A 23631-nucleotide genomic window follows, 5' to 3' on the forward strand; every position below is an offset into this window, starting at 1 on the left:
CAACCCGCTTCGACAAGCTCGCAAGAAATTTCCTCGCCGCAATCGCAATCGCTTCAACACGCCTTTGGCTCAGAAATTATGAGCCCACAACCTAGACAAACAAGCCGACTGGAAGAACAGACCGGCTGGAAAAGCAGTCAGGCCAGAAAACCGGTCCACAAAACCGGACGGGTCAGCCGTGCGGAGGGCGCAGGACAGTGGCGCCCTGAGAAACGCCCTCAGCCAAAAGACGTCAGCATCGGCCCCAAGGGCCGGCCGCCGAAAATATGGATATGCAGGTGGGGCACTTCCTGATGGGCGTGGTCCCCCGCATTGGCCAGAATGCGGTATCCGGGCGCAACCAAGTCCAGTTGCGCCGCCACCGTGCCCACGGCACGGAAAAATCCGGCGATCAGATCCGCCGGCGCATGGGCGGTGAAATCCGCCATGGACACATAAGGCCCCTTGGGAATGACAAGAACATGCACCGGCGCCTGGGGATTGATGTCGTGAAAGGCCAGCGCGTGATCGTCCTCATACACTTTGTTGCAGGGCAACTCCCCGCGCAGGATTCTGGCAAAGATATTGCCGTCGTCGTACGCGGGCGTGCCGGCTTCGGCGGTGTCCTGACCCATGGCGGTGTCCGTCCTTTTCAGCGTTGAAAACAGTGACCGACGCCACCATAAGGCCAGCTGACCGCAAAAACCAACCCGGCCATGCCTGCCGGGGAAAACCGGGCCCGCCCGTGAACGCGATAGCCGTGCACCCTACAGGATGAATTTGGCCAAATCGTCGGTTTTCGCCATGTCACCCACATGCGTGCGTACATAATCCGCATTCACCGTGACTGTGGTCTCCGGCTGGTCGCTGGCGGTGAAGCTGATGTCCTCCAGCACCTTTTCCAGGATGGTGTGCAGGCGCCGCGCACCGATATTTTCAACCGTTTCGTTGAAATGGGCGGACAGGCGGGCGATTTCGTCAATGCCGTCGTCCGTCACCGCCAGCGTGACCTTTTCCGTTTCCATCAGCGCCGTGTACTGGCGGATCAGATTATAGTCGGGCTCCGTCAAAATCCGTCGGAAATCCCCCTCCGTCAACGGGTCGAGCTCAACCCGGATGGGCAGGCGGCCCTGCAATTCCGGCAGCAGGTCGGCGGGCTTGGCCAGATGAAAGGCCCCGGACGCGATGAAAAGAATATGGTCCGTCTTCACCGCGCCGTGCTTTGTGGAAACGGTCGTCCCCTCGATCAGGGGCAACAGATCGCGCTGCACGCCCTCGCGGCTGACATCGCCGCCGCGCACATCCTGACGCGCGCAGATTTTGTCGATTTCGTCGATAAAAACGATGCCGTGGTTTTCCACGCGGTCCAACGCCTCGCGGGTGACGGATTCCTCATCGACCAGCTTGTCGGCCTCCTCGCCCATTAGAACCTCGTAAGCGTCCGCCACGGTCATGGTTTTCTTCACCTGCCGCTCGCCGAACGCCTTGCCCATCATATCGCCGAGATTGATCATGCCGACACTGGCGCCCGGCATGCCCGGCAGATCGAACTGGGGAAACGGGTTGGACGTCTCGGCGATTTCCAGTTCGATCTCGCGGTCGGCCAGATCGCCTTCGCGCAGCATCTTGCGGAATTTCTGTTTGGTGGCGTCGCTGGCCCCGTCACCGACCAGGGCGGCCAGAACCCGCTCCTCGGCCTGAAGTTCGGCCTTCGCCGCCACTTCCTTACGCTTTTTCTCCCGCACGATCAAAAGCGCGGTTTCCACCAGATCGCGGACAATCTGCTCCACGTCACGGCCCACATAACCCACTTCGGTGAATTTGGTCGCCTCCACCTTGATGAAGGGGGCCTCGGCCAGTTTGGCCAGGCGGCGTGAAATTTCCGTCTTGCCGACACCGGTGGGGCCGATCATCAGGATATTTTTCGGCAGCACCTCTTCACGCAGGCCGCCGTCAAGCTGCTGACGGCGCCAGCGGTTTCTGAGCGCCACGGCAACGGCACGCTTGGCGTCCTTCTGGCCGATGATGAAACGGTCAAGCTCCGAGACGATCTCACGCGGGGAAAAACTGGTCATAAAAAACTCCGGAACGGCCGGCGATAACGCTCAGGGGTCACGCGTCGCCGGTGTCGCTGTCGATCTGATCGACGACAAAATTGTCATTGGTGTAAATGCAGATATCGGCGGCAATGGACATGGCCTTAAGGGCGATATCCTCGGCGCTGAGCGGCTGGTCGTACAGGGCGCGCGCCGCGGCAAGCGCATAGTTGCCGCCGGACCCGATGGCGGTCACGCCGCCGTCCGGTTCCAGCACGTCGCCCGTCCCGGTCACAACCAGCAAGGCGGTTTTGTCGGCAACGATCATCATCGCCTGCAACTGGCGCAGATATTTGTCCGTCCGCCAGTCCTTGGCCAGTTCCACCGCCGCGCGCGCCAACTGGCCCGGGTGGCGTTCCAGCTTGGCTTCCAGCCGTTCAAACAGGGTAAAGGCATCGGCCGTGGCCCCGGCAAAACCGGCCAGTACCGTGCCGCCGCCCAGACGCCGCACCTTGCGGGCCGACGCCTTCATCACCGTTTCGCCCACGGACACCTGGCCGTCACCGGCGATGACGGTCTTGCCGTCCTTCTTCACCGCGCAAATGGTTGTGGCGTGCCAGCCGGGAAAGCCGGCGTTGTTCTCGCTCATAAGACATGGAATCCTTGATTGGCGTGTCAGGTCTTGGCCCCGATATATGCAGCCGGTCCCATGGATACAAGACGTGGGATATCCAGCGGGGCCGGACGATACGCGGACGGCTCCCAAGAACGCCCCCGAGACAGGCCGGCGGACAGGCTGGCGTTTCGCCGGGTCAGGTGCTACATGAAGGCACGCAATTTCGAGCCGGAGAAGACCAATGGCAGAAGACGCCGACGTGCGCACCGCAAGCGTGGAGCGCAAAACCAGGGAAACCGACATTGCCGTCACGCTGACGCTGGACGGCACGGGCCAGTACGATGTCTCGACCGGGATCGGCTTTCTGGACCATATGCTGGAACAGCTGGCGCGGCACGGTCTGTTCGATCTGACGCTGAAGGCACGGGGCGACCTGCATATCGACGGCCACCATACGACGGAAGACTGCGGCATCACCCTTGGCACGGCGTTTAAAAAAGCCCTGGGCGATATGAAGGGCATCCGGCGCTACGGGCACTGCCTTCTGCCCATGGACGAAACCCTGACCCGCGTGGCGCTGGACATTTCCGGCCGCCCTTTTCTGGTCTGGAAGGTGCCGTTCCCGCGTGAAAAAATCGGCGACTACGACACCGAACTGTTCGAGGAATTTTTCCGTGCCTTCGCCTTTGCCGCCGGCATCACCCTGCATGTGGAAAATCTGTACGGCGTCAACAGCCACCACATGATTGAAAGCACCTTCAAGGGCGTGGCCCGGTCGCTGCGCGACGCGGTTGAAATCGACCCCCGCAAGGCCGATGCCATTCCCAGCACCAAGGGCACCCTTGGCGGCAGCCTTTAGGTCGCGCCGGCGGGTCCGGCCGGCAGTCAACAGGCCGCAATCAGGATAAGGATTGAACAGGTGGCGGAAACGATTGCCATTGTGGATTATGGCTCGGGCAATTTGCGCTCGGCGGAAAAGGCTTTGGCCCGCGCGGCCGCCGACAGCGGATTGACGGTCCGTATCACCGTGACCGGCGATGCCGACACGGTGGCACGGGCCGACCGGATTGTCCTGCCCGGTGTCGGTGCCTTTGGCGACTGCCGCCGGGGTCTGGACGCGGTTCCCGGCATGGTCGACGCCATCGAGGACACAGCGCACCGGAAGGGGCGTCCGTTTCTCGGTATTTGCGTCGGCATGCAGCTGATGGCGCGCGAGGGGCGCGAACACGGCACCCATCCGGGTTTTGGCTGGCTGGCGGGCCATGTGGATGCCATCGACCCGGCTTCGGCCGACGGCCAGCCGCCCCTGAAGGTCCCGCATATGGGCTGGAACGCCCTGACACTGACGGACACCGGCCGTGCCCATCCCGTGGCCGGGGTGCTGGACCACGGCGACCATGTCTATTTCGTGCACAGCTACCATATGGTGACGGAAGAGGACGGCGCCCTTCTGGCGACGACGGACTATGGCGGGCCGGTCACCGCTCTTGTCGGGCGCGATACCTTTATCGGCACCCAGTTCCACCCGGAAAAAAGCCAGAAGGCGGGACAGGCCCTGCTTGCCGCCTTTCTCAAATGGCGGCCGTGACGGACGCCGGCAGGGCAAAGGACCCATGGACATGATCACCATTTATCCCGCCATCGACCTGAAGGACGGCCAGTGCGTCCGTCTGTACAAGGGCGACATGGACGCGGCCACCGTTTTCAATGACGACCCGGCGGCGCAGGCCCGCGCATTTCAGGACAGCGGCTGCCGCTGGCTGCACATCGTCGACCTGAACGGCGCTTTCGCGGGCGCACCCGTCAACCGTGCCGCGGTCGAGGCCATTCTGAAGGCCGTCACTATTCCCGTTCAGCTTGGCGGCGGCATCCGCGACCTGGCCACCATGGCCGCATGGTTCGAAGCCGGCGTCAGCCGCCTGATCCTCGGCACTTTGGCGGTGAAAAATCCCGATATGGTTCACCGGGCCTGTAGGGAATTTCCCGGCCGGATCGCCGTCGGCATCGATGCACGCGGCGGCCGGGTGGCGGTTGAAGGCTGGGCGGAAACGTCCGAGCTTGAAACCGTAACGCTGGCCAGACGGTTTGAGGACGCGGGCGTCGCCGCCCTTATCCATACGGATATCGACCGGGACGGGACCGGCGCCGGGGTCAATGCCGCCGCCAGCAGCGCGCTGGCCACGGCCGTTTCCATCCCCGTGATCGCGTCCGGCGGGGTCAGGGACCTGTCCGACATTCAGGCGGTGATGGATGCCGGGTCGCTGGACGGGGTGATCACCGGCCGCGCCCTTTATGACGGCAGTCTCGATCTGGCCGCCGCCTTGACGCTGGCGGCCCAGCCAGACAGGACACAGCCAGACAAAACTCAGCCAAACAAAACCCAGGAAGGCGGGACAAACGCGGGAGACACCGCATGCTGAAGGCCCGCATCATTCCCTGTCTGGATGTCAAGGACGGCCGCGTCGTAAAGGGCGTCAATTTCGTCGACCTGATCGATGCCGGCGACCCGGTGGAACAGGCCAGGATCTATGACGCCGCCGGCGCCGATGAGCTGACCTTTCTCGACATCACCGCCAGCCACGAACGCCGGGACATTCTTCTCGATGTGGTCAACCGCACGGCGGATGCCTGCTTCATGCCGCTCACGGTCGGCGGCGGGGTGCGGACGGTCGACGATGTGCGCAAACTTTTGCTGGCCGGTGCCGACAAGGTGTCCGTGATGACCGCCGCCGTCAAAAATCCGCCGCTTATCGCCGAGCTTAGCGAAAAATTCGGGGCGCAATGTATCGTCGTCGCCATTGACGCCAAGAAAGTCGGGTCAGACAACAATGGGGACAGATGGGAGGTGTTCACCCATGGCGGGCGCACGCCGACCGGAATCGATGCCGTAGCCTACGCCCGCGAAGCCGCAAGGCTCGGCGCCGGTGAAATCCTGCTGACCAGCATGGACCGCGACGGCACGCGCGAAGGCTTCGACATCGCCCTGACACGGACCATCGCCGACGCCGTTCCCGTTCCCGTCATTGCCTCGGGCGGTGTCGGCACGCTGGACCATCTGGTGGAAGGGGTACGGGACGGTCACGCTAGTGCCGTCCTGGCGGCATCCATCTTTCATTTCGGTGAATACAGCATCCGTGAGGCCAAGGCCCATATGGCCGCCGCCGGCGTCCCGGTCCGGCTTGAGGCCCCAAATGCCGAAACCGCCCCCCGGCGTGCTGCACAGACAGCGCAGGGAGAACAGGCATGAGCGATACGGACACACTGACGGTTCTGCACCGGCTGAGCGATCTGTTGAAACAGCGGCGCACCGCCGATCCGGAAAAAAGCTATGTGGCACGCCTGTATTCCAGGGGAACGGCGAAAATCGCGCAGAAAGTCGGTGAGGAGGCCGTTGAACTGGCCATCGCCGCGGTGCAAGGCGACAGGGACGACATCAGGGGCGAGGCCGCCGACCTTCTGTTTCACCTGATGGTGCTTTTGGAAGATGCCGATCTCGGCCTTGACGACGTGGCGGCGGAACTGGCCGCGCGCGAAAACCTTTCCGGCCTTGAGGAAAAGCGCCGCCGCACCCCGTAACGACGGGGAACAGCAGCTGTCGAACCGTCAGTCGGCCACTTCGGCAATCATGGTGATTTCCACCGTGATATTCGACGGCAGGGATGCCATGCCCACGGCGGCGCGGGTATGACGGCCCTTGTCGCCGAACACCTCCACCAACAGGTCGGAACAGCCATTGACCACTTTCGGATGGTCTGTGAAATCCTCCGTCGCATTCACCATGCCGACAACACGCACGATCCGCGTAACCTTGTCCAGGTCACCGATTTCGGCCTTCAGGCTGGCCAGCAGGCACAGGCCCACATTGCGGGCGGATGCATATCCATCCTCAATCGTGCGGTCGCGGCCCACCTTTCCGGTGGTGAATTCCGGGCCGCATTCGCCATGCCCGGCCAGAAAGACCAGATTGCCCGCCCGCACCGCCTTGACATAATTGGCCATCGGTTTGGACACGGGCGGCAGGCTCAGCCCCAGGGTTTTCAGTCTGGCCTCCGCGCCGTCACCGTCCGCTTGCACCGGGACACTGACAGCTGAAAGCAGTACGGCGAAAAACGCTCCAGCCAGAAATCCTTTCGTCATCGCTCGCTCCCTTGACCGATATAGCCGCGCACAGATCCACGCCCGGCAGCGGATAAGAGGCCAGTATGGCGTCGCCACACATCGGGGCAAGGGAAAAGCCCTTGACGGATGAGGGTGTATCCTTTATTTAACTTTATAGTTAATTAATATTTAGGTTAATCTCATGAAGACCGCTTCCCTTGTGGACCGCTTTCAGGCGCTGGGTGACCCGACACGCTTCGCCATCGTTACCCGCCTGGCACAGGGCCCGGCCACCGTCGGCCAGTTACGCCAGCCGTTCGATATTTCGGCCCCGGCAATTTCACGGCATTTGAAAGTGCTGGAAAACGCCGCCCTGATCGAACGGGAAGTCAGGGCCCAGGCCCGTATCATCCGGCTGAACCCGCAGGCCCTGACGCCCCTGAAAAGCTGGATCGCGGATGTGGAGCGTTTCTGGCACGCCAGTTTCGACAGGCTGGATGCCTTTCTGACGGATGAGGAGGAACAGGATGAACACACAAAACCCCGTGACCGGGACTGACGATCTGGTCATCACCCGGACGTTCAGCGCGCCGCGATCCCGTGTCTTCGCGGCCTTTGCCGACAAAAGCAGATTCATCCGCTGGTGGGGGCCTCCCGGCGTCAGCGTGGATGAAGCCATCTGGACGGCAACGCCCGGCGATGATTTCCGCGTCGTCATGCGCGGGCAGGAGGGGACCTATATCCTCGTCGGCCGGTTCATCGCGGTCGAACCGGACCACAGGCTGGTTTTTTCCTGGGCATGGGAAACCGACGGCGTTCCGGGTCACGAAAGCGAGGTGACGCTGACCTTTGACGACAACGGCCCGCAGACCCGTATGACGCTGGTCCACAGCGGCCTGCCCGATACGGATGCGGTGGAAAAACACACCGAGGGCTGGGCCGGCTGTCTCGACAGGCTGACCGCCTTTCTCGACACCTGACCGGCACGGCAAAGGGCCCGGGTGGCGCCGAACGTGGGGACGCGACCCGGGCGGCCTGTCACCCCAGGGCGGCAACCGGCACCGCCCCGGGGCTTATTCTGCGATAGCTCAGCGCCTCGGCTATATGGACGTCGCCCACAGCGTCGCTGCCGGACAGGTCCGCCAGCGTACGCGCGACGCGCAGCACCCGGTGATACCCCCGTGCCGACAGACGCAGCCGTCCGACAGCGTCCTGCATCAGCGCCCGACCCGCCGCCGTCGGCGTGACCGCTTTTTCCAGAAGGGCGCCGTCGGCTTCCGCATTGGTGCGGATATCCGTATCCTTATAGCGCTCAGCCTGACGCTCACGGGCCGCCAGCACCCGGGCCGCCACGTCCGCCGATGTCTCGGCCGGCGGCGGCAGGCCGAGGTCTGCGGCGGACACCGCCGGCACATCCACATGCAGATCGATGCGGTCGTAAAGCGGGCCGGAAATCCGCGCTTGATAATCCACGGCGCATTTGGGCGCCCTGTTGCAGGCCAGCGTTTCATCGCCCAGATAGCCGCAGCGGCACGGATTCATCGCCGCCACCAGTTGAAACCGCGCCGGATAGGTCACATGCACCGCCGCACGGGCGATCACGGCCTTGCCTGTTTCCATCGGCTGGCGCAGGGCTTCCAGCGTGGCACGCGAAAATTCCGGCAGTTCGTCCAGGAACAGCACGCCGCGATGGGCGAGGGACACTTCCCCCGGTTTGGCCCGTGCACCACCGCCGATCAGGGCCGGCTGGCTGGCGGAATGGTGGGGACTGCGGAACGGACGGCGCCGCCGGACCATCCCCCCGTCCAGCAGCCCGGCGACAGAGGCAATCATGGACACTTCCAACGCTTCCGCCGGGCTCAGGGGCGGCAGGATACCGGGCAACCGTGCGGCCAGCATGGATTTGCCCGCCCCCGGCGGCCCGCTCATCAGCATATTGTGGCCGCCTGCCGCCGCCACCTCCAGCGCGCGTTTGGCGCTTTCCTGCCCCTTGATCTCGGCCAGGTCGGGACCGTCCGCCTCCTCCGCGACCGGCATGGTCTCTGGCGGGGCGATCACCTGACTGCCGCGCAGATGGCTGACCAGCGGCATCAGTCCGGCCGGCGCCACAACAGCCGCACTCCCGGCCCAGGCGGCTTCCGGCCCGCATTCGGCCGGGCAGATAATACCCCGGTCCTCGGCCGCCGCGCGAATGGCCGCCGGCAACACCCCGGCGACGGGACGGACGGATGCGTCCAGTCCCAGCTCCCCCATGACGATATGACCGTCCACCATATCCTCGCCCAGCGCCCCCATGGCCACCAGTAGGCCCAGCGCAATGGGCAGGTCGTAATGACTGCCTTCCTTGGGCAGATCGGCGGGCGACAGGTTGACGGTGATGCGCTCCGCCGGCAGGGCAAGACCGATGGCCGTCAGCGCCGCGCGCACCCGCTCACGCGCTTCCGTGACCGCCTTGTCCGGCAGGCCGACAATGGTAAAGGCCGGCAGTCCACCGGTGATCTGCACCTGCACATCGACAGGGCGGGCCTCGACCCCTTCAAAAGCGACCGTGCGAATTTCAGCGACCATGGCATTTCCCCGTGTGCGGCGTGTATCATACAGCCCTGAGGAGCAAACCTAGGGCGTGTCCGCGCCGCCGTCCAGCGGGCTCATAATCCAAGGACAACTTCAATAATATACGGATCGGACAGTACGACCGGACAAGGGGGCAGGAAGCTCGGGTCGGCGCCTGGGGCTTCGATGGCGTGGCGGATGGCGATTGGTTTGTGCCCTGGCAAGTTGTCCATCATGACAATGTCGCCGGTCTTCAAAGTCGGCGCGAGCACCTGTTCCGCATAAGGCTGCGCCGTCCAGCCCCATCGGCGCGTTGTTGTTCAGCGGCATGGGCGGTTTTTTTATAGGTACAGCCTCGCTCCCAAGTCATCCGAAAGAGGTTTACGCATAAGGGTTGGCCTCGATAACCAGCCCATCTCTTGAATCAGACAGTCACCTCTTTGGGAATCCCAGACCATTCCTATCGATCGGAAAAGACTCTCTGATTATCAAATAGTATGAGGATGGTTTCATTGATATACCGCTACACACGTTTACATTGACTCTTTCGTCAGAATGTCCGTCTCCCGCAAGCGTTTCTGAATTGCGCGAAATATCTGAGTGCTCAGGGAGTATCGACAATCTTCCTCGTAAGCTGGCGCCGATCCGGGCACGATTACCGTGTCTCTGCGCTTCGCAATCGAACGGCTTCAAACCGATTGAGAGGCCGACCATTGATGAATACCGGCCCTGATCGGCGTTGATCCTAAGGAGAGAATTGAATGTTCAGATTGGTACTGGGATGCGCTCTTATTTTACCATTCTTTTTCTCAACTCCCGGCTATGGTGAAGAAAAGAGCGGTGCGTGTCCATCTGACTCAATATCTCGCCAAGTTGAAGCAGGCCTAGCCTTGTTTGGCGAACAAGACGGTGAAATCGCGAACTTAAAAGACCGAATGGGACACTATGATGTTCCAGGTCTCAGTATCGCTGTTTTGCACGATACCGACTGTATATGGACAGCAGAATATGGGATTGCCCGCGAGGGGACACCTGTCGGCCCGACGTCCCTGTTTCAGTCAGCCTCACTTTCCAAACCGATTACTGCTATGGCGGTGATGCGATTGGTGGAGCAGGGGGCTCTCGACCTTGATGAGGATATTCAAACCTATTTGACATCCTGGGCTTTACCAAAAGGCGCCCACAGTGACGAAAAACCAGTGACCATTCGTGCAATTCTGTCCCATACGGCTGGATTTAATGCGCACGGTTTTCCCGGCTTCGGCCCCAATGAAACCATACCCACTGCGGTCGACATTTTGAACGGCGCGGCGCCCGAATATTCCAAGGCCGTTGTGGTCGAAACTGCGCCCGGGACGGAATAGCGCTATTCTGGGGGCGCCTATACGGTCCTTCAGGTCTTGATGGAGGACGTAACCGGCATACCGTTTCCTCAACTCATGCAAGGCCTGATCCTGAAGCCGTTTGACATGAGGAACAGCACCTTTGACCAGCCGCTCGCCGGGGAGGATCAAGCACTTGCCGCGCATGCATTCGACGAGGAGGGTAAACTCAGGCCCACTCATATCTATCCTACTCTCGCAGCGTCCGGTTTATGGACGACACCAACCGATCTCATTAAGCTTTTGAAAAACCTGCATGCGTCTTATCGCCATGACACTGGCGTCTTATCTCAGACATCTGCACAAATCCTCATGCGCGAAGATGTGGAAGGCATGGGTCTCGGATTTGCTGTAGATGGTGAGGGGGATTTATTGCGCCTCACTCACGGAGGGTCGAACAAAGGCTTTAAAGCCTTCCTTGGCTCCTGGCCGGCAAGAGGAGAGGCTGTTGTTTTGATGACAAATGGCGAAAACGGCGGCCCATTACAGCATGAAATCTTTCGGGGCCTATCGGGGCTGTTTGGCTGGTAAGAAATGACGCCTTTGCAGGCGGCGAGCAGTCCTGAGGCCACAAAATGTTCAGAGAATGGATTTTGAAGCGCCAGTTCACCGAAAATTGGCTCTTTCCAAGAGAGTTTCTGGCTAAAACCCAGTACTCTAGCAGAGGATTCCGGGCCGAATTTGTATGTTACAATGTGTTGAGGCGTGGTTCTCAGCGTCAATTCGTCGAAAAATCAGCTGGGAGAATTAGGAGTCACACACGGGTACTTCCACACTGTGTGCAAAATAATGTACTGTTTTTCGGCACTTTTCAGGTCGGCATTAGATTTTCCGACTGACATCGGAAAGTTCAAATTTTGAACTCTGTCTGGCCAATCCGGCTGAATGCGAGATCAAATTCCGGTCAATCCAAGTCATAGTCGGCGGCAGCGAAGTAATTTTCGCATTCGGTTGGCTGAGGGTTTCGATGGCTTTTGCGATGGCATCCCAGAGGTCGTCTTTGGTTCGTGCCACCGTCCAGCACCATGAGAGCGGTCATCCCCTACAGTCTGAGCGCACCGACGAAAATATTAGTCTTCCAATGACCATAAGGAACAGGGAACCGACATCGCTCCGCCTTGGGCGCACGACCATACAGCTTAGCCATCTTGGTGGAAGCGCCCGTCCCGTCTTGCGCCACTACGCGACCCAACGGATCATCGTGCTATCAGAAATACCAAAGGTGCGGGGCGCTAAGCGGCAGGACTTACCTTGGGAAACCGCGCCCACAGTACGTGTGCCAAGATCATCTGAAAAGGCTCGGAGCATGATGGCTGGCTTCCTTCACCAGCCATAATCATGAACCACAAATCATTCCGATTGGGGAGCCCAAATGTCTCAGCCAGATCGGAATCTGCTCTAGGTATCGCCACGACCGAAGAATACCATCAACACACGGTCTCTTCCATGATCCAACCCAGAACGACCCGGACAACATCGCCGTCTATATCCTCGACTTTTGATGCATGGGTCGGGCTGGATTTCAGAAAGTGATTCAATCCGCCAAAAGAGCATAGTGTCCAACCGTCTTTTGACGGGTCTGACCCGATCAAATCGCTGTAGAACCCCATGGAATCCGAGACGGGTATTTGCCGGTCTTCCAGACCAAGAATAATCAATGTCGGCTTTTTCAAGGTCCTGAATATTTCCGGTGGATCGCTCTCAATTCTGGAACGGAATCCTTCACTGGCAGCAACACGTGCTTCAAGCTGGGCGGCACTCGGTGACTTTCCACCTTTGTCGATAAGAAGCTTCGTTATTTCCGTCTCTCTCTGATCCGCATCTGAAATTTTGCGAATAATATCAACCGCCTCACGTTGCGCAGCCACCGCTTCATCGATCTGGTGTTCGTTTGAATTTGCGCTCGCCAAAATATTTTTGACCTGTGTGACCAGTGTTGTTTCATAATCAAAGGGTGGTGTCGCCAGCAGGACCAAACCGGCCAAATCCGGTGCTTGGTCTTTGTTGGCTGCGAGGGCGCCGACCAGGCCACCCTCACTGTGACCGACGAAAAATATCCGGTCCGCGTGGTCCAACAAGCGCGACTTTGCAGAAAGAACGTCGTCGGCAAGCTGTTCCAGGTGTGTGTGCCAATAATCGCCTTCCGATCCGTTTACACCTCTGTCATTAAACCGGACCGTTGCTATGCCTTGTCGCGCGAAGGCCGATGCCAATGATTTGAAAGGCGTATACTCGAACATGCGTCCATCGAGATCCTGCGGCCCCGTACCCGAGATCAGCACAACACCTGTCTGAACTCTGTCATATCCGGCAGGCAGCGTTATTTCGCCTTCAAGAAGCACCCCGTCGGACGATTTTACCGTTAAGGGCAGTCGGTTTATCCGCTCGATAGTCCCCACATTGGCCGACGGTTCGGCGTCCTTTTTCTCTTCAGGATTGGGGGTCCACTGTAACGGAGTGCTCAGGCCGCCCTGCAACCATCGTCCGGACAGTGTATCTTGCGCTTCCGTTGTCACGCTTTGAATGAAAAGGTACGCACCTATCGAGGGGAAGAAGAGTGTCGGTTGTTTCTCCGAGTGAACCGGATTTCCAGCAATGCCATAAGCGCCCTGGGACGGGCTGTCGACCGTTATCAGCGGGTCGTCCCGGCAAATGTTCCGCACGGTAAGCACGAGCGGCAGTCTGGCACTTCCCACCTCTAAAACAGATTGCCATCTGCCCTCAAGGACACCATAGCTGCATCCATCGGATAACACAGGCACCGCAAAGGCCCATAATCCGGCTATGGGCAGGAGAATTATCCTGATGATTTTTAATGCGATCAGCCCGGCCCATGCTGAACAATGCCTTATTCTTTGTCTGTTCATGCGACCGAAATCCAAAAATCCGTACTCAGTTTCCACCCTCCGGCGGATTTGCATATCAAGGGGCCGGATCTCGCCCCCTTCAAAGGCGACCATGCGAATTTCAGCGACCATGGCATTTTCCCATATGCGGCGTGTATCATACAGCCCTGCAGGGCGAACCTAGGACGTGTCCGCGCCGCCGTCCAGCCTGTGGGCGGTCTGTTCGGGCGCCGTGGCGGACGCGTTCGGGTCCAGAACGGCGAGAAGGGCGTCGATCTCTACCGGGCTCAGGCGGGCGATGCGGGCTTCCATGATATTGACGGCGCGGGTGGCCGCCGGCGACAGGCCGGCGGTGTCGATGGTCACTTTCGGTCGCGACAGCCGGGCCAGCGCCTCCAGCGCCTCGGCCTCATCCCAGATCAGGCCGAAATAATGGATGACCTTCTGCACCATCGGCCAGGGCGGCGCGCCGCGCTTGCCATGTTCCAAGGCCGACAGATAGGCCGCCGACACGCCGAGCGCGGCGGCCATATCCGCCTGGGAAACATTCCTGTCCCGGCGCAGGGCGCGGATTTTTTCGCCAAAGGGTGTCACGAGCCCCCTTTCTCCCGCTGGCGTTTCAGCAGGACATAAAGCGCACCGTCGCCACCATGGCCGGGTGCGGCCGCACTGACAGAAGACACATGCGCCTTCAACGGCGCGTCCGACAGCCACAGGGGCACCATCCGGCGCAGCACGCCGCCGCCCTCGGGGCCGAAATCCGCCCGCCGGCGAAAGGCGGCGGGCCGCGGATCGGTCTGACTGAACCGCTGACCGCCCTTGCCGGTAATGACCAGAAGGGTCCGCTGCCCGTCCGCCACCGCCCGCGTGACCGTACTGACAAGCAGACGGTGTGCCGCCACCTGTGTCAGGCCGTGCAGGTCCAGCGTCCGGTCGATCGGGCGCCGCCCGCGCGCCAGCCGGCGGCGGGTGCGCGCATCCACACCCGGCAGGGGGCGCTGGCCAACGCGGGTATCGGTGGCGGGCGCGGACAGATTGCCAGGCAAGGGCCGATCGGGGGGCGACGGCTGGCGGGCAAACGGCGCGGCCAGACGCTGCCGGCCGGACGCGGTGTCGGGCTGCGCGGACGATCCCGCCTTCGATCTTGACGAGGGTGTGGCGGTGTCGGACAGGGCACGGTTTTGCCGGCCGGCCTGCATCGGGGTCACCGTTTCGGTCACACGGGCCCAAAGGGCGGCATCCTCGGGGCTCAACCCCGTCTTTGGATGCCGCTTGCTCATGGGCCGGACTGCGCTGTGTCCGGTGCCGACGGATCGAGCCGCGCGGGCAGCAGCAGCCAGTACCGTCCGCGATTGGCCATGCGGCCGGCGATTTCCTCGGCCCGGTCGCCGAATCCCCAAAACACGTCGCCGCGGATTTCACCCCGGATCGCCCCGCCCGTATCCTGTGCCACCATCAGACGCCGCATCGGGACCGGCGGGGCGGCACGGTCATCCGGATCCGGGTGGCTGGTGTCCAGCCACAGGGGCACATGCAGGGGCAGATGCCGGCGGTCCACCGCCAGCGAATGCCCCGCTGTCAGCGGCACGCCGGCCGACCCGTACGGGCCCGCCGGCGGCGCCGCTCCTTCTTGCGGGCGGGGCATATGGAAAAACACGAAGGAGGCGTTTTCCGCCATCAGCGCTTCGGCCTTGTCGCCATTGTCCCGCAACCATGCCCGGATGGTCTGCATGGACAGGGCATCCGGCGGGATTTCGCCGCGATCGACAAGCAAACGGCCGATCCCCCTGTAGGCATGGCCGTTCTGACCGGCATAGCCGACACGGACGATGCGGCCATCGGGCAGACGGACCCGCCCGGACCCCTGAATATGCAGGAAAAAGGCATCGACGGGATCGTCCACCCAGACAAGCTCCAGGTCCCGGCCCGCCAGCGCCCCGTCGCGGATCGCCCGGCGGTCGTCATAGGGGACAAGGCGCGTACCGTTCAGGCGCCCGGCAATGCGCCGGCCTTTCAGGTCGGTGCGGAAATCACCCAGATTGACGCTGATCAGATCACCCGGACGCCCATAAAGCGGGACCTGATAGGGACCGCCGCGCTCAAAACTGCCGTCCAGAAAGGCCTCGTAATAGCCTGTGAAAAGACCTGTATGCGACCCGGCACGGCTGACGGCATAGGGCCGGAAATACCGCTCAAACGCCTGCCGCAGGGCATCGTTGCCGTCGGGTGCGGAGACAATGGCCAGACAGGCTTCGCGCCAGTCCCGCACACGACCGCCGATACCGCTGACCAGTGCTCCCGGCAGGGGCCTGTCATCAGGCCAGTCAAGGATGCGCCCGCAGCTCTCGGTAACCGCCAGGCGGGCCGCCGTCAGATCGGCGCTGCGCCAGCCGGGCAGACTGGAAAAGGCAGCGGGTGAAAATTGCAGGCCGGGCGGGATGGGTTGCAGACGCAGGGCCAGCCACACCGGCAGCCCGACAAGGACAAGCACGGCCAGCACCATACCGGCATATGATCTTGAAAACACCCTTGCAGGCATGGTCCGACGAGGCCCGGTCATCGCGTGTGCGCCATGGCCTCAGCCCGCGCGGGTCGCCACCAGAATCCAGTTCGGATCCCTACTCGCCGTATCGCGGGCAAAGGTCCATTTGTCGTGCACGGTCACGGCATCCGAAAGGGTACCGTCAACGATATCGCCGTCGCTGTTGCGGGTTACGGCGACAAGCTCGGCGGTGAAACGGACGGTCAGCTCCGCCGTGTCTCCGGCCATGCGGGCGGCCGTAATCTGGGCATCGCTCACATCCAGAATTTTGTTTTCAAGGGTTTCGCCGCGCTCTTCGCGGGCCTCGACCGCGCCGGCGAACTGGCCGTACACATCATCGGACAAAAATGTGCGCAGCGTGTCCTTGTCCCCCTGCCAGAAGGCCTCCAGTATCATCGGATACGCGGACCGCGCGCCCTCGATGAAACGGGCCAGATCAAAATCGGGATCGGCACGGCGAATGTCCGCGTAGGCACGGCGCAGCGCCGGATCCTCCTCCAGGTCCACAACCGTATCGTCGGAGGCGGACACCTCATCCCGCATGTCCACGGGCCGGCCGTAGGAATCAACGGCACCGTCGCCGGTGTGTCCACCGGGCGCGCCGCGTCCCGCCGCCGGCGGCAGGGGCTCGTTCCCCGTGCGGTTACCCAGTTCGGCGCGCAGCCGCAGGAAGATGAAGCCTGCGATCATGGCAAGCAGTATGATGTCGAAAATTTCCATCGGTCCGATCCTTGGGGCAATCCTCAAAACTGAGACCCGTTCCCGCGTATGTGCGGGTACTTTATCATACTCCGCGGTTGAAGGGACGGCGGATACATCAGATATCTAGATAGGAAGAAAATACTGAGAGGACAAGGAATGCCTTGGCTTATCCTGTTTATTCTTGTGGGCCTGCCACTGATCGAACTGTATCTTCTGATCGAAATCGGCAGTGTGATCGGGGCGGCACAGACCATTTTGCTGTCTCTGGTAACGGCCGCGCTGGGCATTACGCTCGTACGCCGTCAGGGCCTCGGCATCCTCGCGCGCCTGCAACGCGAGGCCCGCACGGCCGACCGTCTGGGTGTTTCCCTCGTCCACGGCTTTTTCCTGGCATTCGCCGGGCTGCTGCTGCTGGTGCCCGGTTTCATGACGGACACTCTGGGCGCCCTGTTATTGATCCCGCCTGTCCGCCTGTGGATGGGGCGTGGCCTGGTTACAGGGCTGGCCCGCAGCGGCGGGCGCAGCCATACGGTGATCATCATTGACGGCGAGGTCTATGAAAGCAGCACCGGACCGAAATCCGAGCCGGCAGAGGGCGAGACGGAAATCCTGCCGCCCCGCCGTCGCCCTTAGATAGGAACTCCGCCCGGCATCAAGCGGAACCCGGCGTAATGGGGTGTCAGAATGGCGCTTGTTCCCCACGACAAAGCATGGTAGCGGTGACGCGGTTTTTCAGCCGCCGTCCGAATGCCGGCAAGGATCGGCATATACGGGTGTGTTAAGGGCGTTCCCGCATAAGCGGACAGGACGGACAGGCGGCACAATCTCGGAAAATGAGTGATATCATGGCAGACAAAGACAACGATAACGATCAACCAGCCGCCGCCAGCGGTACCATTGACGGGCCGGCCAATATTGTCGGCGGCGCCCCGGCGGCCGACCAGCAGGCGGCACCGCAGGCCGGAGTTCTGGGCCAGTACATCAAGGACCTGTCCTTCGAAAACCCCAACGCACCGGCCAGCCTTCAGGCGCAGTCCAACACAAAGCCAGCCATCGACGTCAACGTCAATGTGAACGTGGCCAAGCTGAATGACGAGGTGTACGAGGTCGAATTGAAGCTGTCGGCCACCGCCTCCCAAGTCAAGGAAGACCAGACCAAGCAGGCCGCTTTCGTCTGCGAACTGGCTTACGGAACCCTGTTCGGCGTGCGCAACCTGCCGGAAGACGCGCTGCGTCCCTTCCTTCTGGTCCAGGCACCGACCCTGATGTTCCCCTTTGCGCGCCGGATCATCGCGGACGCGACGCGGGACGGCGGTTTCCCGCCCCTGATGCTGGAACCGATCAATTTCGAAGCCCTGTATCGCACCCAGATGGCCCAGGCCGCCCAGCAATCCGCCGGCAACGCCGCGGACGCTCCAGCCAGCAATGGTGCCGCCGACGCGCCTCAGCCGATCAACCTCAACTGACTGTCAACTGACCGGGGCGTCCGACAGTCTGAAACACGACCGGCCCGCGATCCCTGGCGCCCCCAGGCATTTGTGCCATGGGGCATCAAGGGCGCGGGCCGGTGCCGTTTGCAGAACCGCCTTTGAAAGCCTCAGCGGCGCCGTCCCGCCATGCGGGCAAGGGCCAGCAATGCCCGCTCGGCAATGGCCCTGTCCGGATTGCCGGTGGTCTTTGCGGCAATTTCGGCGTCCATCAGGCGGTTCAGGGCCGACAGGATTCGGGGCGCGGGCCACCGGTGCAGGGCATTGGTGACGGCATCGCGGTCCGCCCAGAAAACCGGGGGACGCAAACGCTGCACGGCCTCGGCGGCCGTGGCGCCCTTGGTCATTTCCCCGGCACCGGCCAGCAGGCGGTGCAGGCGGCTTTGCGCCACACGGATCAGGGCCACCGGGCTTTCCCCGGCAATGCGCGCCCGTTCCATGGCCTGATCCAGACGGGCCATGTCACCCGCAATGGCATAATCCACCAGACCGGCAATGTCGAAGGCCCCCGTATCGCCGACAACGGCCTTGGCATCCTCCAGAGTGACGGTTCCACCTTCGCCCGGTGCCTGGTCTGGATTCCGGTCCGGGCTGGTGTCGGTCATATACAGAACCAGCTTGTCCAGTTCCGAACGCGACACTCCGCGATCGCTGCCCAGATTGGCCACCAGATAGGCGACGGCATCCGGGCTGGCGCGCAGGCCCGCCGCGCTCAGGGTCGATGTCACCAGTGTGCGGACATCGCCGGCACTGTCTTCATAACAGGCGATTGCCAGGGCATTGCGGGCTTTTTCCGCTGCCTTGCGGATGGCGGAGCTGGGCTTCAGGTCGCCCGCCGTGACCAGCAGCAGGCCCTCGCCGGCATCGCTTGACAGCACCAGGTCAATGGCGGCGGCGCTTGACGTTTCGGCCCGGTCCAGCCAGACAAGCCGGCGCCCTCCCATCATCGACAGAGACGCTATCTCGTCCAGCAGCAGGGACGGCGTCTCCTTCAGATCCGCCGGGCCGGGCTTGACCACCTGAAAAGGATCGCCGAGATCGGGGGCAATCTGTTTGCCGATGGCTGTTGCCCGCTCGCGGACAAGGCCTTCATCCGGCCCGTAGACAAGCACCATGCGCACCCCGGGGTCGAGTGCCTTCAGCACACCGGGAATGTCGCGCGGCTTCACCTTCATCCGGCCGCGCTTTCATTGGCACATCGGCGGACTGCGCGCAAGGACAGCGTCACGATGCCTCCTCACGCTTGCTGAAATACAGCGCCAGGCGGCGGTGAATCCGCTCCGCCAGGTCCAGGGCCAGACGGCGGGCGGCATCCTCGCGCTGGGTCACAATGGCAAAGTCCGACTGGACAAGATCATAAGACATCCGCGCGGTCATACGCTCGTCGATCACGGCGCCTTCACCGCCTGCCGGAGTCAGCACCATGGTGGCGGTCAGCTTCAGCTCTTCCTGCTGGGCGGCGGCATCGGGCCGGATACCGTACAGTTCGCGCGCTTCCTCCAGCACGATATCCAGACGGTAGCGATCCCCGGCACCGCCCAGTTTTTGTATCAGGCTGTTGCGCATGACCTGACCCAGGCGGTCATTGCCGATGGGACTCACCTCCACCTCGGCAAGGGCCGCCCGCATGGCGGGGGTGGAGTCCTCCGCCTGATACAGGGGTTGGAACCCGCATGCGGCCACGGTGGCGGCCGCCAGAAACAGAAGCGGAAACCCCTGTGCCAGGCGGATATACTGTATCCGGCGGATATATCGGCGGATGTGTCGGCCCATGACCGCGACCCCTTATCCGGCTGCGACGATATTGACGATCCGGCCCGGCACGACAATCACCTTACGCACCGCCTTCCCGTCGATGAATTTCAGTGCCTTGCCGTTTTCCAGCGCCATTTTTTCCAGATCGGCACGGCCCATATCACGCGGCACATCAATGGTGTCACGCACCTTGCCGTTAACCTGCACGGCAATGGTGACGGTATCATCCACCGTCAGACCATGATCGGCAACCGGCCACGGTATGTCGACGACCAGCCGTTCATGTCCGAGCGCCCGCCACAATTCCTCCGCCAGATGCGGCATCATCGGACCGACAAGAAGGACAAGGGTTTCCAGCGCTTCCCTCAGGACTTCGGGCGCGCCCGCCCCTTCGGCACCGGCGGTGACGGCGTTGGCGAATTCATACAGGCGGGCCACCGCCTTGTTGAAATGCAGTTCCTCGATATCGCCGGTGACAACCTTGATGGTCTTGTGCGTGGCACGGCGCAGGTCAAGGGCACTCTCGGACAGATCGACGGGTACAGCGGTTCCGACCGGCGCCAGCGCGTCCAGACCGTCCTGCACCATGCGGTACAGTCGCTGGGTAAAGCGCCAGGCGCCCTCGATGCCCGCCTCCGTCCATTGCAGGTCGCGTTCGGGCGGACTGTCGGACAGCATGAACCACCGCGCCGTGTCCGCGCCGTACTGATCGATGATGTCGTCGGGGTCGACAACATTTTTCTTGGACTTGGACATTTTCTCGATGCGACCTTCCGCGACCTCAAGGCCACTATCGGCGCGGTACAGGCCGCCGTCTTCACGCCGTCGCACCAGGTCCGGCAGGGTCCACTCGCCCTGACTGTCGCGGTAGGTGACATGATTGACCATGCCCTGGGTGAACATGCGCTCGAAGGGCTCATCGAAATCCAGACGCCCCACCTGTTTCAGCGCACGGGTGAAAAAACGGGCATACAACAGGTGCAGGATGGCATGCTCGACACCGCCGATATACTGGTTGACCGGCAGCCAGTCATTGACCACGTCGCTTTCAAACGGTTCATCCGCGCCCGGACTGCAAAACCGCAGGAAATACCAGGATGAATCGACAAATGTGTCCATGGTGTCGGTTTCGCGCCGGGCCGGTGCACCGCAGGACGGGCAGGCGCAGTCCTTCCAGGTCGGGTGATGGTCCAGCGGATTGCCGGGCCTGTCGAAGGACACGTCCTCCGGCAGGGTGACGGGCAGGTCTTCCACCGGCACGGCCACCGGTCCGCAGGTATCGCAGTGGATGATCGGGATCGGCGTGCCCCAATAACGCTGGCGCGAAATGCCCCAGTCGCGCAGCCGGTAATTGACCGTGCGCCGGCCCCAGCCGCCGTCCTCGGCGCGGGCGATGACGGCGGCCTTGGCGCTGTACACGTCCATGCCGTCCAGAAAGGCCGAATTGGCCAGCCGCCCCGGCCCGGTATAGGCCTCATCCCCCACAGTGAACCGCGCCGGGTCTTCATCCTCCGGCACCACCACGGGCGGCACTTTCAGGCCGTATTTGCGGGCAAAATCCAGATCGCGCTGGTCATGGGCGGGACAGCCGAAAATGGCGCCGGTGCCGTAATCCATCAGCACGAAATTGGCCACGTAAACCGGCAGGCTCTGCCCTTCCACAAAGGGATGATCCACCTTCAACCCCGTATCGAAACCGCGCTTCTCGGCCTTTTCGATCTCTTCCTCGCTGGTGCCGCTGGACCGGCAGTCCTTGATAAAGGCCTCCAGTGCCTCATTGTCGACGGCCAGTTTGGCGGCCAGCGGATGGTCGGCGGCAATGGCGCAGAAACTGGCGCCGAAGATCGTATCGGGCCGCGTGGTGTAAACCGTAATGGTGTCGCCCGTGTCCTGTACGATGAAATCAAAGGTCAACCCATCGGACCGGCCGATCCAGTTTTCCTGCATCAGGCGCACCTTGTCCGGCCATTTGTCCAGACTGTCCAGGCCATCCAGAAGGTCCTGGGCATAATCGGTGATTTTCAGGAACCACTGGCTCAGATTGCGGCGTTCGACCTCGGCACCGGACCGCCAGCCGCGACCGTCGATCACCTGTTCATTGGCCAGGACCGTATTGTCCACCGGATCCCAGTTGACCCAGCTCTCCTTGCGGTAAACCAGACCAGCCTTGAAGAAATCCAGAAACAGGCGCTGTTCCTGCCCGTAATAGTCGGGGTCGCAGGTGGCGAATTCACGCGTCCAGTCGATGGCAAGGCCCACCTGCTTCAACTGGGCGCGCATATTGGCGATATTGTCATAGGTCCAGTCGGCGGGATGGACCTTGTGCTCCATGGCCGCGTTTTCCGCCGGCATGCCGAACGCGTCCCAGCCCATGGGATGCAGCACCTCGTACCCGCTGGCCCGGCGATAGCGCGCGACCACATCGCCCATTGTGTAGTTGCGCACATGGCCCATATGAATGCGCCCGGACGGATAGGGAAACATCTCCAGGACATAGTATTTCGGCTTTTCGGACCGGATATCGGTCGAAAACGTCCGGGTTTCCGTCCAGACCTGCTGCCATTTGGATTCAGTAGCCTTGGGATTGTAGCGCGACATGGCTTTCTCGGTTTTGCGTGGTCTTTTCTGGTCGGTTTACGGCCCGGATGCTCAGGGGATCACCCGGCCGGCCTTGAAAATCAGATACATCTGCGCCCTGGACAGATTTCGGCCCGGTCCGGGGCTGGCGGCCCGTCAGGTGTTGGTATCGATGCGCAGGGTGCGGGCGCGCGTCAGGATCGCTTCCTCGATCTGAAGGGCGGTCGCCGCTTGAACCGGGGCGGCCACCCAGGTGTCATCGCGGCGCACCTGACGGACAACCGTCACCTTCAAACCGTCCGAGCGCAGCGCCTCGGACAGAAAGCGGACGGTCAGCTTGACCCGCTCGTTCAGCACCTCCGGATCGGAAAACCAGTCGGTCACGATCACGGCCGCCGCCGGATCGGCGGCTGTGATCGGCATGAAGGACAGGGTGTCCAGCGTTGCCTGCCACAGATAGCCGTTGACGCCGATGGCCGTCGTTCTCGGCTCCAGCTCGCGCGCTTCGTCATCGCCGCCGCCGAAAATGCTGCAGGCACCCAGCGCCAGGCTCAACCCGGCAATCAAGAACAAGCGGCAGACACTGGTCATATCTTGAAACTTCCTCAATAATCCTACACGACGGCTGACCTGTATTTTCCAGGGACCCCGGTACGTGTTGCGGGGTCACGGGGTGTGAATTGTGCGGCAGCCGAGTCGCCTTAATCAAAAGCGGCACACGGCTATATAACGGGCTGACCGCAGCCTGACCAGTCAGAATTCCCGCGTGTTTGCGCCCGCGAAACGCGAAAGAATCGTGTCGGCTGTGCCACATCACCCGCTAAAATACGGCAAATGATCCTCACGTCACCTTGAAGGGACCCCCCTGCCATTCTAGGTTAATATTGGTATCCTATAGGACCGTGCGACTCGAAAAGCCGACTCTCCCCATGAAAAGCCTTGCGGCCGAAGGGATTTCGGCGCTTCGCGCGTACAGGATACTGTACTGTGATACACGGCGATATGACGATATTGTAGTGAACCAAGTCTGTAACCCGTCAGGACGACCATGAAACAGG

General features: G+C 61.8%; 22 protein-coding genes and 4 pseudogenes. 10 read left to right on the plus strand and 16 right to left on the minus strand.

Going from position 1 to position 23631, the window contains the following annotated elements:
• Positions 1-218: 218 nt before the first annotated feature.
• The 3 genes from BXY39_RS16200 to hslV form a co-directional block, all read right to left on the minus strand.
• Positions 219-614, minus strand: a complete 396-nt coding sequence (locus BXY39_RS16200; protein ID WP_121939952.1) for a histidine triad nucleotide-binding protein — start codon at positions 612-614, stop codon at positions 219-221.
• Positions 615-746: 132 nt separating this feature from the next.
• Positions 747-2054: an ATP-dependent protease ATPase subunit HslU gene (hslU, locus tag BXY39_RS16205; protein ID WP_121939953.1), complete on the minus strand. Its 1308-nt coding sequence runs from the start codon at positions 2052-2054 to the stop codon at positions 747-749.
• A gap of 37 nt (positions 2055-2091) precedes the next feature.
• Entirely contained in the window at positions 2092-2664 is a 573-nt protein-coding gene (hslV, locus tag BXY39_RS16210) for an ATP-dependent protease subunit HslV (protein WP_121939954.1), read from the minus strand.
• A gap of 208 nt (positions 2665-2872) precedes the next feature.
• Here hslV and hisB point away from each other — a divergent pair, with 208 nt between their 5' ends.
• The 5 genes and pseudogenes from hisB to BXY39_RS16235 all read left to right on the plus strand — a co-directional run bounded on the left by hisB (position 2873) and on the right by BXY39_RS16235 (position 6207).
• The gene (hisB, locus tag BXY39_RS16215; RefSeq protein WP_281270025.1) at positions 2873-3490 is read left to right on the plus strand and encodes an imidazoleglycerol-phosphate dehydratase HisB; all 618 of its coding nucleotides are present in this window, start codon (positions 2873-2875) and stop codon (positions 3488-3490) included.
• 60 nt (positions 3491-3550) lie between these two features.
• On the plus strand, positions 3551-4219 hold the full coding sequence (hisH, locus tag BXY39_RS16220; RefSeq protein WP_121939955.1) for an imidazole glycerol phosphate synthase subunit HisH: 669 nt from the start codon (positions 3551-3553) through the stop codon (positions 4217-4219).
• Between the two features lie 34 nt (positions 4220-4253).
• Positions 4254-4955: pseudogene (gene hisA, locus BXY39_RS16225) on the plus strand (1-(5-phosphoribosyl)-5-[(5-phosphoribosylamino)methylideneamino]imidazole-4-carboxamide isomerase); the annotation flags it as partial.
• Positions 4956-5044: 89 nt separating this feature from the next.
• Positions 5045-5878 carry an imidazole glycerol phosphate synthase subunit HisF gene (hisF, locus tag BXY39_RS16230; RefSeq protein ID WP_121939956.1) on the plus strand — a complete coding sequence of 278 codons (834 nt, stop codon included), beginning with the start codon at positions 5045-5047 and terminating at the stop codon, positions 5876-5878.
• Positions 5875-6207 carry a phosphoribosyl-ATP diphosphatase gene (locus BXY39_RS16235; RefSeq protein WP_121939957.1) on the plus strand — a complete coding sequence of 111 codons (333 nt, stop codon included), beginning with the start codon at positions 5875-5877 and terminating at the stop codon, positions 6205-6207. Before hisF ends, BXY39_RS16235 begins: the two co-directional genes overlap by 4 nt.
• 27 nt (positions 6208-6234) lie before the next feature.
• On the opposite strand, the gene BXY39_RS16240 is transcribed toward BXY39_RS16235, so the two are convergent.
• Positions 6235-6768, minus strand: a complete 534-nt coding sequence (locus tag BXY39_RS16240; protein WP_121939958.1) for a RidA family protein — start codon at positions 6766-6768, stop codon at positions 6235-6237.
• Between the two features lie 163 nt (positions 6769-6931).
• Between BXY39_RS16240 and BXY39_RS16245 the strand changes: the two genes are divergently transcribed.
• Together BXY39_RS16245 and BXY39_RS16250 are read left to right on the plus strand one after the other, a co-directional pair.
• A complete protein-coding gene (locus BXY39_RS16245) occupies positions 6932-7288 on the plus strand; it encodes an ArsR/SmtB family transcription factor (RefSeq protein WP_121939959.1) in 357 nt (118 codons plus the stop codon).
• A complete protein-coding gene (locus tag BXY39_RS16250; protein WP_170163899.1) occupies positions 7257-7709 on the plus strand; it encodes an SRPBCC family protein in 453 nt (150 codons plus the stop codon). The genes BXY39_RS16245 and BXY39_RS16250 overlap by 32 nt, the downstream gene beginning before the upstream one ends.
• Positions 7710-7767: 58 nt before the next feature.
• Here the strand turns inward: BXY39_RS16250 and BXY39_RS16255 are convergent, their stop codons facing one another.
• Together BXY39_RS16255 and BXY39_RS20125 are read right to left on the minus strand one after the other, a co-directional pair.
• Positions 7768-9297 carry a YifB family Mg chelatase-like AAA ATPase gene (locus BXY39_RS16255; RefSeq protein ID WP_121939961.1) on the minus strand — a complete coding sequence of 510 codons (1530 nt, stop codon included), beginning with the start codon at positions 9295-9297 and terminating at the stop codon, positions 7768-7770.
• 134 nt (positions 9298-9431) lie between these two features.
• Positions 9432-9640, minus strand: a pseudogene (locus tag BXY39_RS20125) (hypothetical protein); the annotation flags it as partial.
• A 403-nt stretch (positions 9641-10043) separates the two neighbouring features.
• Here BXY39_RS20125 and BXY39_RS19820 point away from each other — a divergent pair.
• Positions 10044-11195: pseudogene (locus tag BXY39_RS19820) on the plus strand (serine hydrolase domain-containing protein).
• A 514-nt stretch (positions 11196-11709) separates the two neighbouring features.
• Here BXY39_RS19820 and BXY39_RS20075 read toward each other — a convergent pair.
• The 6 genes and pseudogenes from BXY39_RS20075 to BXY39_RS16290 all read right to left on the minus strand — a co-directional run.
• Positions 11710-11835, minus strand: a pseudogene (locus tag BXY39_RS20075) (IS630 family transposase); the annotation flags it as partial.
• Positions 11836-12091: 256 nt separating this feature from the next.
• Positions 12092-13642: an alpha/beta hydrolase family protein gene (locus BXY39_RS16270; protein ID WP_121939964.1), complete on the minus strand. Its 1551-nt coding sequence runs from the start codon at positions 13640-13642 to the stop codon at positions 12092-12094.
• A gap of 48 nt (positions 13643-13690) precedes the next feature.
• Positions 13691-14104: a helix-turn-helix domain-containing protein gene (locus tag BXY39_RS16275; RefSeq protein ID WP_121939965.1), complete on the minus strand. Its 414-nt coding sequence runs from the start codon at positions 14102-14104 to the stop codon at positions 13691-13693.
• A complete protein-coding gene (locus tag BXY39_RS16280) occupies positions 14101-14790 on the minus strand; it encodes a Smr/MutS family protein (protein WP_121939966.1) in 690 nt (229 codons plus the stop codon). The genes BXY39_RS16275 and BXY39_RS16280 overlap by 4 nt, the downstream gene beginning before the upstream one ends.
• Positions 14787-16013, minus strand: a complete 1227-nt coding sequence (mltA, locus tag BXY39_RS16285) for a murein transglycosylase A (protein WP_121939967.1) — start codon at positions 16011-16013, stop codon at positions 14787-14789. The genes BXY39_RS16280 and mltA overlap by 4 nt, the downstream gene beginning before the upstream one ends.
• Positions 16014-16088: 75 nt before the next feature.
• A complete protein-coding gene (locus BXY39_RS16290) occupies positions 16089-16772 on the minus strand; it encodes a Tim44/TimA family putative adaptor protein (protein ID WP_211332303.1) in 684 nt (227 codons plus the stop codon).
• A 138-nt stretch (positions 16773-16910) separates the two neighbouring features.
• On the opposite strand from BXY39_RS16290, the gene BXY39_RS16295 reads away from it, so the two are divergent.
• Together BXY39_RS16295 and secB are read left to right on the plus strand one after the other, a co-directional pair.
• The gene (locus BXY39_RS16295; protein WP_121939968.1) at positions 16911-17387 is read left to right on the plus strand and encodes an FxsA family protein; all 477 of its coding nucleotides are present in this window, start codon (positions 16911-16913) and stop codon (positions 17385-17387) included.
• 212 nt (positions 17388-17599) lie between these two features.
• Positions 17600-18220: a protein-export chaperone SecB gene (secB, locus tag BXY39_RS16300; RefSeq protein WP_121940183.1), complete on the plus strand. Its 621-nt coding sequence runs from the start codon at positions 17600-17602 to the stop codon at positions 18218-18220.
• A 131-nt stretch (positions 18221-18351) separates the two neighbouring features.
• Here the strand turns inward: secB and holA are convergent, their stop codons facing one another.
• From holA to BXY39_RS16320, 4 genes are all read right to left on the minus strand, one after another.
• A complete protein-coding gene (gene holA / locus BXY39_RS16305) occupies positions 18352-19416 on the minus strand; it encodes a DNA polymerase III subunit delta (RefSeq protein WP_121939969.1) in 1065 nt (354 codons plus the stop codon).
• A 49-nt stretch (positions 19417-19465) separates the two neighbouring features.
• Entirely contained in the window at positions 19466-20014 is a 549-nt protein-coding gene (gene lptE / locus BXY39_RS16310; protein ID WP_121939970.1) for an LPS assembly lipoprotein LptE, read from the minus strand.
• 12 nt (positions 20015-20026) lie between these two features.
• Positions 20027-22594 (minus strand): leucine--tRNA ligase, encoded by a 2568-nt coding sequence (gene leuS, locus BXY39_RS16315; protein WP_121939971.1) that lies wholly within the window; start codon positions 22592-22594, stop codon positions 20027-20029.
• 135 nt (positions 22595-22729) lie between these two features.
• On the minus strand, positions 22730-23164 hold the full coding sequence (locus BXY39_RS16320) for a DUF3576 domain-containing protein (RefSeq protein WP_121939972.1): 435 nt from the start codon (positions 23162-23164) through the stop codon (positions 22730-22732).
• Between the last annotated feature and the right edge of the window lie 467 nt (positions 23165-23631).

The organism is Eilatimonas milleporae (assembly GCF_003688555.1).
In the GTDB taxonomy this organism is placed as follows: Bacteria; Pseudomonadota; Alphaproteobacteria; order Sphingomonadales; family Kordiimonadaceae; genus Eilatimonas; species Eilatimonas milleporae.